Origin of the sequence: Kitasatospora sp. NPDC056273, from assembly GCF_042268845.1 — a bacterium.
GTDB lineage: Bacteria > Actinomycetota > Actinomycetes > Streptomycetales > Streptomycetaceae > Kitasatospora.
This window is the reverse complement of the sequence record NZ_JBHJSJ010000037.1, coordinates 55,445-68,443: the sequence shown is the minus strand read 5'-3', so window position 1 is coordinate 68,443 and position 12,999 is coordinate 55,445. Positions and strand designations below refer to the sequence as shown.

Here is a 12,999-nt window from a genome sequence, read left to right as displayed (position 1 = left end):
CCTCCAGCTCAGCGGGTTGACCGCCGTCCCGTCAACACCCGTGGCCGGTGTCCCCACCGACGGGGGATGTTTCGCATACCTCCGATTCCGGCGGGCAGGCACCGGGGCATGACCCGCGCGAACCCCCTCGACCCGGTCGCCCTGCTCGGCGCCGACCAGCAGCACATCGCCACCCGGGCGCAGCTGCGCCGGCTCGGGGTGCCCTCCGGCACCATCGCCCACCGGCTGCGGCCGGGCGGGCCCTGGCAACAGGTCCTGCCCCGGGTGATCTGCCTCCAGAGCGGCCGGTTGACGTTCCACCAGAAGCTGCGGGCCGCGCTGGCGTACGCGACGCCGAAGGGCCGCGACCCGCGGGCCGGGGAGGTGCTGCTGACCGGCTTCGCGGTGCTGGCCGAGGCCGGGCTGCCGAGCGCCGGGCACCCGTCCGACCTGAACGCGGTCGACATCCTGATCCCGACTCAACGGCGGGTCGGGGACAGGGAGTTCGTCCGGATCCATCGGGCCTCCGGGGCGATGCCGGGCGGCTTCGAGCGGGACGACGGGCTGTGGAGCACCACCGTCGCCCGGGCGCTGGCCGACCTCGCGCCGAGGGAGACCGGGCAGCGCCGGTTCCGGGCGCTGTGCGCGGAGGCCGTCCAGCGGCGGCACTGCGAACTCGGCGAGCTGCTCGACCAGTTGCTGTCCCGCCCGGGTGCGCTCGGACTGCCCCAGGTGGCCCGGGTGGTGGAGGACCTGACGGTCGGGGTGCGGTCGGTGGTGGAGGGCGAGGCCCGCGACCTGCTGGCGCACGCGGGGCTGCCGGAGCCGCTGTGGAACCCGGTGCTCTTCCTGGACGGCCGCTTCCTCGCCGTCCCGGACGCCTACTGGCCGCACGCCTGCGTGGCCCTGGAGATCGACTCCCGCGCCTGGCACCTGCGCCCCGCCGAGCACGAACGGGGCCTCGCCCGCGCCAACCGCCTCACCGCCGCCGGCCTCCCGGTGGTCCGCACCACCCCGGTCCAGCTCCGCCGCGACCCGGCCCCGGTGCTCCACGAGCTCACCGCCCTGGTCACCACCGGCCCGCACGCCCCCCACCCCCGCGTCACCTGGCGCCGGGCCCGGTGAGGGGCGCGGCAAGGGCTGCCGAGGCCCCGCTCAGCAGCGGGAGTCGATCTCCTGGAAGGTGGCGTAGTGGTCGGCGGACCAGTACTGCTCGCCGGAGTCGCCGGTCACCACGCGGCGGGTGCCGCGGTCGTTGGAGCCGGGGGTGACGACGGTGTACTCGTGGTAGTAGCCGCCGGACTTCTTGGGGAGGCGGCTCTCGCGGTTCTCGAAGACGATGCCGTCGCGGTTGTACGGGTAGGGGCCGCCCTTGGCGATCAGGCCGAGGGTGTCCTGGGCCTGGCTGGGGAGCTTGGTGCGGCAGACGTCGGCCATGGCCGGGTCGGTCGGGACCCAGGTGCCGGCCGCGGCGGGGGTGGTGCCGGCGCCCCCGGCGGGCGGGCTCGGCTTGGGCGCCGAGGGCTTGGGCGCCGTGGACCCGGACGTCGTGGCACCGGCGGCCGCGCTCGCGGCGGCCTTGGGGTGGCCGCTCCCCTGGTTGGCGAGGAGGTACCCGGCCCCGGCCAGGACCGCCAGGATCAGCACGGCCACGGCGACGAGCGGGTTTCTGCGGTTGGTCATGCGGTCCAGCTTGGCAGGCGGCCGGGCCGGGCCGGGCCAGGTACACACGTGGCCGCCGCCACACCGGCCGGTGCGCCGGCCCGTACGCGGACGTACGGCCGGGCGGGAACGGACGCCGTTGTCCGTTCCCGCCCGGCCGTGTCACGTACGCCGGTTCTCCTGCGCCGAGCTCCGGTGTACGCCCTCCCGACGGGAGGGGAAGCGGTCAGTCGTGCCCGCGCGTGAGGTGGGGATGCCTACCCTCCTCAGCGCGAGTCGCTGCCCGCCGTCTCGATGGCGGCGCGGCCTGCCTCCAGGCGCGCCACCGGGATCCGGAAGGGGGAGCAGGAGACGTAGTCCAGCCCCACCTCGTGGAAGAAGTGGACCGAGTCCGGGTCGCCGCCGTGCTCGCCGCAGACGCCGAGCTTGAGGTCGGGGCGGGTCGCCCGGCCGGCCTCGACGGCGTGCTTGACCAGCGAGCCGACGCCGTCGCGGTCGATGGTCTCGAACGGGGAGACCCCGAAGATGCCCTTCTCCAGGTAGGCGGTGAAGAACGAGGCCTCCACGTCGTCCCGGGAGAAGCCCCAGACCGTCTGGGTCAGGTCGTTGGTGCCGAAGGAGAAGAACTCGGCGGCCTCGGCGATCTGCCCGGCGGTCACCGCGGCGCGCGGCAGCTCGATCATGGTGCCGAGCTTGATGTCCAGCTTGACGCCGGTGGTCCGGGCGACCTCGGCGAGCACCCGCTCGCACTCGTCGCGGACCAGCTCCAGCTCCTGGACGGTGCCGACCAGCGGGATCATCACCTCGGGGCGCGGGTCCCCGCCGGCCAGCCGGCGCTCGGCGGCGGCCTCGGCGATGGCCCGGACCTGCATGCCGAACAGGCCGGGGATGACCAGGCCGAGGCGGACGCCGCGCAGGCCGAGCATCGGGTTCTGCTCGTGCAGCTTGTGCACCGCCTGGAGCAGGCGCAGGTCGTTCTCGTTCGGGTCCTTGCGGGCCTCGGCGAGGGCGACGCGCACCGACAGCTCGGTGATGTCCGGCAGGAACTCGTGCAGCGGCGGGTCGAGCAGCCGGACGGTGACCGGCAGGCCGTCCATCGCCTGGAAGAGCTCCAGGAAGTCGCCCTTCTGCAGCGGCAGCAGGGTGGAGAGGGCGAGCTCGCGGTCCTTGTCGTTGTCCGCCAGGATCAGGTGCTCGACCTCCTTGCGGCGCTCCTCGCCGAGGAACATGTGCTCGGTGCGGCACAGGCCGATGCCCTGGGCGCCGTAGCGGCGGGCGCGCCCGCCGTCCTCGGCGTTGTCGGCGTTGGCGCGCACCGCGAGGCGGCGGCGGCCGTCGGCGTGCGACATCAGCCGGTGCACGGCCTGGACGAGGCCGCCCTGGACGTCGGCGCCGGCGTGCAGGGTGCCCTCGAAGTACTCCACCACCGCGGAGGGGAGCACGGGTACCTCGCCGAGGTAGACCTTGCCGGTCGCGCCGTCGATCGAGACGACGTCGCCCTCCTCCAGCACCAGGCCGTCGGCGGTGGTCATCCGGCGGCGCTTGGTGTCGACCTCCAGCTCCTCGGCGCCGCAGACGCAGGTCTTGCCCATGCCGCGGGCGACGACGGCGGCGTGCGAGGTCTTGCCGCCGCGCGAGGTGAGGATGCCCTCGGCGGCGATCATGCCGTCCAGGTCGTCCGGGTTGGTCTCGCGGCGGACCAGGATGACCTTCTCCCCGGAGCGCGACCACTTCACCGCGGTGTAGGAGTCGAAGACGATCTTGCCGATCGCGGCGCCGGGCGAGGCCGCGAGGCCCCTGGCGATCTGCTTCGACTCGGAGTCGGGGGCGAAGCGCGGGAACATCAGCTGCGAGAGCTGGCCGCCGGTGACCCGCATCAGGGCCTCGTCCAGGTCGATCAGGCCCTGGTCGACCAGCTGGACGGCGATCCGGAAGGCGGCCGCGGCGGTGCGCTTGCCGACCCGGGTCTGGAGCATCCAGAGCTTGCCGCGCTCGATGGTGAACTCGATGTCGCAGAGGTCGCGGTAGTGGTTCTCGAGCGTCTGCATGATCGCCATCAGCTCGTCGTACGACTTCTTGTCGAGCTTCTCCAGCTCGGACAGCTGCAGCGTGTTGCGGATGCCGGCGACGACGTCCTCGCCCTGGGCGTTGGACAGGTAGTCGCCGTAGACGCCCTGGGTGCCGGTGGAGGGGTCGCGGGTGAAGGCGACGCCGGTGCCGGAGTCCTCGCCGAGGTTGCCGAAGACCATGCTGCAGACGTTGACCGCGGTGCCCAGGTCGTTCGGGATGCGCTCCTGGCGGCGGTACAGCCGGGCGCGGTCGCCGTTCCAGGAGTGGAAGACGGCGTGGATCGCGAGGTCCATCTGCTCGCGCGGGTCCTGCGGGAAGGCCCGGCCGGTCTCGCGCTCGACGATGCCCTTGAACACCTCGACCAGCGTCTTGAGGTCGGCGGCGTCCAGGTCCAGGTCGTTGACGGTGCCCTTGGCGTGCTTGGCCTCGTCCAGGGCCTCCTCGAACAGCTCGCCGTCGACGCCCAGCACGGTCTTGCCGAACATCTGGACCAGGCGGCGGTAGGAGTCCCAGGCGAAGCGCTCGTTGCCGGACTGGGCGACGAGGCCGGCCACCGAGGCGTCGGAGAGACCGATGTTGAGGACGGTGTCCATCATGCCGGGCATGGAGAACTTCGCGCCGGAGCGGACCGAGACCAGGAGGGGATTGTCGGCCTGGCCGAGCTTCTTGCCCATCTCCTGCTCGAGGGCGTCCAGGTGGGCGCTGATCTCCTCGTGCAGGGAGGACGGCTCGCTGCCGGTCTCCAGGAAGACCTTGCAGGCCTCGGTGGTGATGGTGAACCCCGGAGGGACGGGGAGGCCCAGGTTGGTCATCTCGGCCAGGTTCGCGCCCTTGCCGCCAAGAAGATCCTTGAGGTCCTTGTTTCCTTCGGTGAAGGAGTAAACAAACTTCTGCTGGGACGGCACGGGTCGGTCTCCTCGTACGCGGTTGCCCTGACGCCGGAGAACATACCCATTTCGAAGGCACTTCTCTGCCCTGAATAGGCCACCCGAGGCTGGTACCCAGCGGTAACCCGCTAGATCGAAAGCACATAAAGGCGTTCACCTCTGTTGGTGAAATCGTCCGCCTGACGCGAGCAAGCATTCAACTCTTGAAGGCATGCACCCGCGAAGATCGTGCGATCCGGACGCACCGTAGCGACCGCGGGTCCATGGCGTTGCCCCGGCTTGATTTCCTGCACCCGGATCGCCCGATCACCGGTCGACCGACTTCGGGAAGCGATTCACAGCCGACCTGTCCATTTCGTCCACTGACCGGCCGTCAGCCCCCGCCGCGTGTGGCAAGCGTCACCAGGGCGTCTCACCGGTCGAACGTAGAGCGCCTGCGCCGATCGTCGCACTGTGTCCAGAAACGTGCCTGCTCCGTGACATTCGGACGCCGAAAAGGAGCCCTCTTGTCCAGGATGGACAAGAGGGCTGGGACCAGGTGGCCATCGACCCGAACGGGTCATTTTCGCCAGGTCGTACAGATCATCCGCCGGAGGTGTCCGATTCGGCGTCAGCACCCGGGCGGGCGCAGTCGTACGGATCGTCCAACCAGCCCTCCGGCAGGACCACCCGGTTGTTGCCGCTGGTCCGCCCGCGCGGGCCGTCCGCACCGTCCGGCCAGCCCTGGGACTGCTCCACCTGGGCGAGGGTTTCGGCCAGTTCGGCCAACGAGGAGGAGCCGGCCAGCCGCACCCGCAGCTCGGAGCCGACCGAGAAGCCCTTGGTGTACCAGGCCACGTGCTTGCGGAAGTCGATCACGCCGCGCGCCTCGTCGCCCAGCCACTCGCCGAGCAGCTGCGCGTGCCGCACCATCGCCGCGGCCACGTAGCCGAAGTCGGGGCGGGCGTAGTCCACGTCGCCCTCGAAGATCGCGACCAGGTCCTTGAACAGCCACGGCCGGCCCAGGCAGCCGCGGCCCACCACCACGCCGTCGCAGCCGGTCTCGCGCATCATCCGCAGCGCGTCGTCGGCCGACCAGATGTCCCCGTTGCCCAGCACCGGGATGTGCGCCGGGACGGACTCGCGCAACCGGGCGATCGCCGACCAGTCGGCCGTGCCGCCGTAGTGCTGGGCGGCGGTGCGCCCGTGCAGGGCGATCGCGGCCACCCCCTCCTCGGCGCCGATCCGGCCGGCGTCCAGGTAGGTGAGGTGGTCGTCGTCGATGCCCTTGCGCATCTTCATGGTCACCGGCAGGTCGCCCGCGTTGGCGACGGCCTCGCGCAGGATCTCGCGCAGCAGGTTGCGCTTGTACGGCAGCGCCGAGCCGCCGCCCTTGCGGGTGACCTTGGGGACGGGGCAGCCGAAGTTGAGGTCGATGTGGTCGGCCAGGCCCTCCTCGGAGATCATCCGGGCGGCCTTGCCGACGGTCACCGGGTCCACCCCGTACAGCTGGATGGAGCGCGGCTTCTCGCTCGGGTCGAACTTGATCAGCTGCATGGTCTTGGCGTTGCGCTCGACCAGCGCCCGGGTGGTGATCATCTCCGAGACGTACAGCCCCTTGCCGCCGCTCTGCTCGCGGCACAGGGTGCGGAACGGCGCGTTGGTGATGCCGGCCATCGGCGCCAGCACGACGGGCGGCCACACCTGGATCGGGCCGATGTCGAGCGGCGCGAACTCGGTGCCGGACGCGGTGCCGGACGCGGTGGGTGCGGGCGTGACTGTCATGCGCGGCTGACCTCGGGTGGTGGGGACGGGACTCTCCATTGTCCCCCACCCGGGTGAGCGGCCTCCGCCCGCGCCGGGGCTCCCCCGCTACGGGGCGCCTCCACCACCGGCCGCCTCCGGTACGGGGCGCCTCCGCCACCAGCCACCTCCGCTACCGGCCACCTCCTCTGCCGGACGCCTCCGGAACGGGCCGCCTCCGCTACGGGGCCGACGAGGCCGACGGAGCCGACGGGGCGGTGGGCGCCGACGAGGCCGGCGCCGGAGCGATGGAGATCGACCCGGAGGTGACCGCGGCGTGCACCCGGTTCGGGCTCGCCGAGTCCGCCAGCCCCGGGTCGATCCGGCCGTTGCCGCTGCCGACCTCGCTGGAGACGGCGTACCGGCTGTCCTTCGGCAGGCTCATCTCCACCGAGCCGGAGGTGGCCGTGGCGTCCACCTCGCGCGGAGCCCTCGCGAAGCTCAGCTGCACGGAGCCAGAGGTGAGCTGCGCCGTCAACCGCGGGGCGCTCAGGTTGGTGCCCTGCACCAGACCGGAGGTGGCGTGCACGGTCACGTTCCCGGAGGTGTCGGACAGCAGCAGCTGGCCGGAGGTCAGCTCCAGCTTCACGTCCCCGCTCAGGCCCTCCACCTGGACGGAGCCGGAGGTCACCGAGCCGGACACCTCGGTCGCGGCCGGCACCTCCAGCTCGATCTCGGCACCGCAGCCGAGGTCCACGAACGGCAGGACCAGCCGGCAGTGCATCCCGACCGTGAGCACGCCCTTGTCGAAGACGGCGGACACCACCGGCTTGCGCACCAGCCAGTCCAGGCTCTGCCGGACCACCACGTGGCCCTCCCGTCCGGCCCGCACCCGGACCGACGCGGGGCCGGTCTCCAGCTGGACCCGGTGGATCTCCTCGTCGTACGGCCGACTGCTGCTGGTGCGCTGCTGCACCGCCATCGACCAGGTCTGCAGTCCGGCACCGATCATGACCAGGACGATCACGAGCGTCCCGGTGGCCCGCCAGCCCTTCACCCCCTTCACCGCTACCCGACCTCCAGGAAGCGCAGCACCGCCATCACCCGGCGGTGGCTGTCCTCGGCCTGCGGCAGTTCGAGCTTGGTGAAGATCGAGTTGATGTGCTTGGCCACCGCGCTGTCGCTGACCACCAGCGAGCCGGCGATCGCCGCGTTGGAGCGGCCCTCCGCCATCAGGGCGAGCACGTCGCGCTCGCGCGGGGTCAGCTTCTCCACCGGGTCCCGGTGCCGGCGGCGCACCAGCAGCTGGGCGACCACCTCCGGGTCCAGCGCGGTGCCGCCCTCGGCGACCCGCTGGAGCGCGTCCACGAAGTCGTCGACGTTGGCGACCCGCTGCTTGAGCAGGTAGCCGACGCCGCTGGTGTTGGTCGCCAGCAGGTCCGCGGCGTAGCGCTCCTCCACGTACTGGGAGAGCAGCAGGACGGCGGTGTCCGGCCACTGCCGGCGGATCACCATCGCCGCCTTCACCCCCTCGTCGCTGAAGCCCGGGGGCATCCGGACGTCGGCCACCACCACCTTCGGGCGGTGCTCCTCGACGGCGGCCAGCAGTTCGGTGGCGTCCCCGACGGCGGCCACGACCTCGAAGCCCACCGCCTCCAGGACCTTGACCAGGCCGACCCTCAGCAGGACCGAGTCCTCGGCGATCACAGCGCGCACGGCAACTCCACGGTGATGGTGGTGGGGCCCCCGAGGGGGCTGAGAACGGACATCGTGCCGTCGACCGAGGCGGCGCGCTTGCGCAGACCGGTGAGCCCGGTGCCGCGCGAGGCGTCCGCGCCGCCCACGCCGTCGTCGCTGATGACCAGGCGCAGCCGGCCGCCGGTCGTCCGCACCGAGAGGTCGACCCGGCGGGCCCTGGCGTGCTTGGCCACGTTGGTGAGCGCCTCGGAGACGGTGAAGTAGGCGACCGCCTCGACGGTCGGGGCGATCTGCTCGGAGAGGTCGACGTCCAGGTGCACCGGCAGCGGGGCGCGGGCGGCGATGCCGGACAGCGCCGCGTCCAGGCCGCGGTCCTCCAGGACGGCGGGGTGCAGGCCGCGGACCAGGTCGCGCAGCTCGTCGATGGCCGCCTGGGCCTCCTCGTGCGCGTCGATGATCACCTGCATCACCTCGGGCGGCACGTCCTTGAGGGTGCGCCGGGCCAGGCCCAGGTTCATCGCGAGGGAGGTGAGCCGCTGCTGGGCGCCGTCGTGCAGGTCGCGCTCGATCCGGCGGCGCTCGGCGTCCACCGCGTCGACCAGGCCGGCCCGGCTCTCGGCGATCTCCTCGACCCGCCGCTCCAGCGCCTCCGCCCGGTCCGGGCCGAGCAGCCGCCGGGCCACCCACACCTCCAGCCGGGCCAGCTGGGTGCCCGACAGCGGGAGCACCGCCAGCAGCAGCACCCCGCCGAGGGTGAGCAGGACGTCCTCCCCGGCGAGGCCGGTGCGCAGCGCGGTGCCGGCGGGCAGCAGCCAGATCCAGCCGTACACGGTGGCCAGCACCACGGCGGCCGCCCAGGCGTACAGCACCACCAGGGCGCCCGCCGCCAGCAGCGGGCCGGCCACCAGGTGGTGGAGGACCTGGCGCCAGGTCACCCCGAGCAGCCAGACCCGGCGCCCCGTCGGCGGGCGCAGCGGCGGCACCTCCACCCCGTACAGGGCGCGCAGCCGGCCGCGCTGGACGGCGGTCAGCGGGTGGGTGCAGAGCAGGACGGCGGCGAGCACCGGGAAGAGCAGCTTCGACTCGGTGACGGCCAGCCAGACCGGCAGCGCCACGGGTATCCCGGCGGCGGTGAAGCGGACGTCCCGCCAGACCTCGGGCGACCACGGGGGGCGCCGGAGGCTCCTGACGAACGCTCGGCGCAACGTGGTGGAGGGCATGGCCGACAGCGTAGGGCCCGGTGATCACGAGCCGCCATGAAGGGGGGTTCCCGATGGGGGTGTAGCTAGCTACACCCCCGATTCGGTGTGGAGCACCACCGACAGGAGGGGGGTCCGGGCGGAAGGCTTGAGGGCATGACGAGCACTGCATCGCACTCCGCCACTCCGCCGCACGGGCGGCCCGGCCCCGGGAGTGCCGCCGGAGCGGCGGCGGCCCAGGAGGCGCTGCCGGAGCGGGCGCTGCCGGCAGGAGCCCTGCCGGAGGAGGCGCTGCAGGAAGGGGAGCTGCCGGAGGGCGCGCTGCCCGCCGGAGCCGGCCCCTGGTCGGTCCGCTGCGTCGCGTCCGGCCGCGGCCGCGCCGCACTGGAGCTGTACCAGTACGGGGAGTTGGCCGACGTCCTGGTCGCCGCCCGGCTCACCCCGCACCTGCTGCGCGGGGCCCGGCACTGCCCCTCCGCCGGGCGGAGCCGGCACGTGCTGGCCTGGGGCCGGCTGGCGGCCGACGGCACGGCGCCCGCGGTGGTGTTCACCGGGCGGCGGCCGTTCCGCCGGGTGTGCTCGACGGCCGAGGCTGTCACGGTGGCCGACCGGTTCTGGGTCGCCTGGGCCGAGGGGCCGTTCGACGCGGTGCGGGTCGAGCACACGGCGGGCGGGGCCGCCGAGCGGCTGCCGCTGGAGCGGGTCCGGGAGCGCGGCCGGGGTGCGGCGTGAGCGGCACCTTCGCCCTTGCCCTCGGCCCCGCCCGTTCGTCCGTCCTGCCCGCGCGCTTCGCCCAGGTCCCGGTCCTGGCCGCGGTCGCGCTGCTGCCCTGGCTGGCGGTCCTCGCCGTCTGCCACGAGACCCCGTGGGTCGTGCTCGACCTCACCGAGTTCGCCGCCCTGCTCTCGCTGGACGCGCTGCTGCGCCGCCGCAGCCCCGCCGCGCTGTGGGCGGGCGCGGCGGTGGCCCTGCTGCTCACCGGGGACGCGCTGGCCGACATCGCCTGCGCCGGGCCGGGCCACGCGGTGCTCGCCGCGCTGGTCATGGCCTCCTGCATAGAGCTGCCGCTCGCCGTGGTGTGCCTGCGGCTCGGGCGGGACGCGGCGGTACGGGGCTGAGGCACGTCGACGCCGCCCGGCCGACGCGAGCCCGAGGCACTCCCTAGGCCCCGGTGGGCAGGCGGTCCATCAGCGCGCGGGTCTCGTCGTCCAGCGGGGTGTACGTGATCATCCGTGTCCCCAGCTGCGGGCTGAGCCAGAAGTTGGTGTACTCGCAGCGCAGCAGCCCGACGTCCGGCACCTGGAAGCGCTTGATCCCGTTGCCCGGCCGCATCACGTCGTGCCGCTGCCAGACCTCCGCGAAGTCCGGAGAGGCCTTGAGCAGCCGGGCCAGCAACGCCTTCCAGGCCGGCTCCGAGCTGTGGTCGGCCATCGCCGAGCGGAACCGGGCCACCATGCCGAGGCGCTCGGTGCGGTAGTCGATCAGCACCTCGCGGAACTGCGAGGGCGTGAACGCCATCCACATCAGGTTCCGGTCCTCGGGAGCCATCCGGTCGAGGTCGCCGACGACCGCGGTGTACTGGGCGTTGTACGCCAGCACCTGGTAGCGGGAGTTGAGCACCACGGCGGGGTACGGCGCCAGCCGCTCCAGCAGCAGCCGCACACTCGGGGTCACCGAGGGGCACTCCTTCACCGGCGCCGGGTCGTCCGTGCCGGCCAGGGTGAACAGGTGGGCGCGCTCGCTCGGGTCCAGCAGCAGCGCCCGGGCCACCGCGTCCAGCACCTGGGCGGACACCTGGATGTCCCGCGCCTGCTCCAGCCACGTGTACCAGGTCACCCCGACCGCGGCGAGCTGGGCGACCTCCTCCCGGCGCAGCCCCGGTGTCCGGCGGCGGCCGGTCATCGGCAGGCCCACCTGCTCGGGCCCGAGGCGCTCGCGGCGGCTGCGCAGGAAAGCGGCCAGCTCGTGCCGACGGGCGTCGCCGGGGGCGCTCCGGCGCTGTGCGGCGCTGTGCGCGGCGTCTTGCGCGGCGGGGGTCATCAGGCTCATGCTCCCCAGCATGCGCCAGCCGTAAGCCTGTTGCCAGGTACTTCTTATACCTGGATAACCACACTCTGGTACCAGGGTACGGCGCGGCGGATCGTAGGACCCGTGACCCAACCACTCACCGTCGCCCCCGCATCGAGCCGCGCCGCCACCACCCCGGGCAGCGCGGCCGCCCGTACCTCCGGCACCGGGCCGGCCGGCTCCACCGGTCCTACCGGTCCTGCCGGTCCCGCCATCGGCTCCACCGGTCCCGCCGCCACCCTCGGCACCGCCGGACTGGTCACCGTCCTGCTCGGCGCCTTCCTGCCGATGCTCGACTTCTTCATCGTCAACGTCGCCCTGCCCACCATCGACCACGACCTGGCCGCCGGACCCGCCGTCCTGGAACTGGTCGCCGCCGGCTACGGCATCGCCTTCGCCGTCCTGCTCGTCCTCGGCGGACGCCTCGGCGACAGCTACGGCCGCCGCCGGCTCTTCGTCATCGGCGCCGTCGCCTTCGCCCTCACCTCGCTGGCCTGCGGCCTCGCCCCCGGCGCGTGGTCCCTGGTCGCCGCCCGGGCCGCCCAGGGCGCCTCGGCCGCGCTGCTGATCCCGCAGGTGCTCGGCACCATCACCGCCGCCACCGAGGGCGCCCGGCGCGGCCGCGCGCTCAGCGTCTACGGCGCCGTCGGCGGGATCTCGGTGGTGATCGGGCAGGTGCTCGGCGGGATGCTGGTCGCCGCCGACCTGTTCGGCACCGGCTGGCGCTCGGTGTTCCTGCTGAACGTGCCGTTCGCGCTGCTCGCCGTGGTGCTCGCGGTCCGCTACGTCCCGGAGAGCCGGTCCACCACGGCCGCCCGGGTCGACGTCCCCGGCACCGTCCTGCTCACCGCCACGCTGCTCTCCCTGCTCGTCCCGCTGATGGAGGGCCGGGCCGCCGGCTGGCCGCTCTGGTCCTGGGTGCTGCTGGCGCTGTTCCCCGTCTTCGCCGTCGCCTTCGGTGTCGTCGAGCGGCGCGCCGAGCGGCGCGGGGACACCCCGCTGGTGCCGCCGTCCCTGCTGCGCATCCCGGAGATGCGGCGCGGCCTCGGCATCGCGCTGCCCTACTTCGCGGGCTTCGGCGGCTTCATGTTCGTCATCGCGGTCGCCCTCCAGCAGGGCCTCAGGCTCGGCCCGGTCGCGGCCGGCTGGGCGCTCGTCCCGATGGCCGTCGGCTACTTCTCCGCCTCGCTCGCCGGCCCGCGGCTGATCGGCCGCTGGGGCAGCCGGGTGCTCAGCGCGGGCGCCGTCGTCCAGGCCACCGGCCTCGCCACCCTCGCCCTGACCGTCCTGGCCGACTGGTCGCACTTCTCCCCGCTGCGGATGGCCCCGGGCGTCGCTCTCGCCGGCATCGGGCAGGGCCTGATCGGCACCCCGCTGTTCCGGGTCGTCCTCGCCAAGGTGCCCGCCGCCCGGGCCGGCGTCGGCAGCGGCGTCCTCGCCACCGGCCAGCAGTCCAGCCTCGCGCTCGGCGTCGCCACCCTCGGCACCCTCTACCTCTCCCTCTCCCCCGTCCTCGGCATGGACCGCGCGCTCGCCCTCTGCCTGGGCATCCAGCTCCTCGGGTCCTTCACCATCCTGTACCTGACCACCCGCCTGCCCCGCTCCATCGGCTGAGCCGTGGCTCCGGGGGCTCCGGGGGCCGGTTTCCAGGTTCCGAGCTCCGGGCTCCTGCTTCCGGGTCCGGTTTCCGAGCTCCTGGCTCCGGGCTCCGGGCT

The 12,999-nt window shown here is 73.4% G+C and carries 11 protein-coding genes; 4 read left to right on the top strand and 7 right to left on the bottom strand.

Annotation, left to right across the window (positions count from 1 at the left end; all coding sequences use genetic code 11):
• The first annotated feature begins 108 nt into the window (after positions 1-108).
• Positions 109-1,104, top strand: coding sequence for a hypothetical protein (locus ACFCY1_RS27895; protein WP_375876417.1), 996 nt, complete (start codon positions 109-111; stop codon positions 1,102-1,104).
• A gap of 30 nt (positions 1,105-1,134) precedes the next feature.
• Here ACFCY1_RS27895 and ACFCY1_RS27890 read toward each other — a convergent pair whose 3' ends face one another.
• The 6 genes from ACFCY1_RS27890 to ACFCY1_RS27865 all read right to left on the bottom strand — a co-directional run bounded on the left by ACFCY1_RS27890 (position 1,135) and on the right by ACFCY1_RS27865 (position 9,238).
• Positions 1,135-1,662: a ribonuclease gene (locus ACFCY1_RS27890; protein WP_375876416.1), complete on the bottom strand. Its 528-nt coding sequence runs from the start codon at positions 1,660-1,662 to the stop codon at positions 1,135-1,137.
• A gap of 245 nt (positions 1,663-1,907) precedes the next feature.
• Positions 1,908-4,616: a pyruvate, phosphate dikinase gene (ppdK, locus tag ACFCY1_RS27885; protein ID WP_074000751.1), complete on the bottom strand. Its 2,709-nt coding sequence runs from the start codon at positions 4,614-4,616 to the stop codon at positions 1,908-1,910.
• A 564-nt stretch (positions 4,617-5,180) separates the two neighbouring features.
• Positions 5,181-6,362: a tRNA dihydrouridine synthase DusB gene (gene dusB, locus ACFCY1_RS27880; RefSeq protein WP_049650222.1), complete on the bottom strand. Its 1,182-nt coding sequence runs from the start codon at positions 6,360-6,362 to the stop codon at positions 5,181-5,183.
• A gap of 199 nt (positions 6,363-6,561) precedes the next feature.
• The gene (locus ACFCY1_RS27875) at positions 6,562-7,386 is read right to left on the bottom strand and encodes a DUF4097 family beta strand repeat-containing protein (protein ID WP_375876415.1); all 825 of its coding nucleotides are present in this window, start codon (positions 7,384-7,386) and stop codon (positions 6,562-6,564) included.
• A 2-nt stretch (positions 7,387-7,388) separates the two neighbouring features.
• Complete coding sequence (locus ACFCY1_RS27870) at positions 7,389-8,036, bottom strand: response regulator transcription factor (protein ID WP_074000749.1); 648 nt, start codon at positions 8,034-8,036, stop codon at positions 7,389-7,391.
• Positions 8,024-9,238, bottom strand: a complete 1,215-nt coding sequence (locus ACFCY1_RS27865) for a sensor histidine kinase (RefSeq protein ID WP_117487700.1) — start codon at positions 9,236-9,238, stop codon at positions 8,024-8,026. The genes ACFCY1_RS27870 and ACFCY1_RS27865 overlap by 13 nt, the downstream gene beginning before the upstream one ends.
• A gap of 135 nt (positions 9,239-9,373) precedes the next feature.
• On the opposite strand from ACFCY1_RS27865, the gene ACFCY1_RS27860 reads away from it, so the two are divergent.
• Both ACFCY1_RS27860 and ACFCY1_RS27855 read left to right on the top strand, forming a co-directional pair.
• Entirely contained in the window at positions 9,374-9,949 is a 576-nt protein-coding gene (locus ACFCY1_RS27860) for a hypothetical protein (protein ID WP_375876414.1), read from the top strand.
• On the top strand, positions 9,946-10,335 hold the full coding sequence (locus tag ACFCY1_RS27855; protein WP_049657058.1) for a hypothetical protein: 390 nt from the start codon (positions 9,946-9,948) through the stop codon (positions 10,333-10,335). Before ACFCY1_RS27860 ends, ACFCY1_RS27855 begins: the two co-directional genes overlap by 4 nt.
• A gap of 43 nt (positions 10,336-10,378) precedes the next feature.
• On the opposite strand, the gene ACFCY1_RS27850 is transcribed toward ACFCY1_RS27855, so the two are convergent.
• The gene (locus tag ACFCY1_RS27850) at positions 10,379-11,257 is read right to left on the bottom strand and encodes a helix-turn-helix transcriptional regulator (protein ID WP_049657061.1); all 879 of its coding nucleotides are present in this window, start codon (positions 11,255-11,257) and stop codon (positions 10,379-10,381) included.
• A 111-nt stretch (positions 11,258-11,368) separates the two neighbouring features.
• Between ACFCY1_RS27850 and ACFCY1_RS27845 the strand changes: the two genes are divergently transcribed.
• A complete protein-coding gene (locus ACFCY1_RS27845) occupies positions 11,369-12,898 on the top strand; it encodes an MFS transporter (RefSeq protein ID WP_117487702.1) in 1,530 nt (509 codons plus the stop codon).
• The last annotated feature ends 101 nt before the right edge of the window (positions 12,899-12,999 follow it).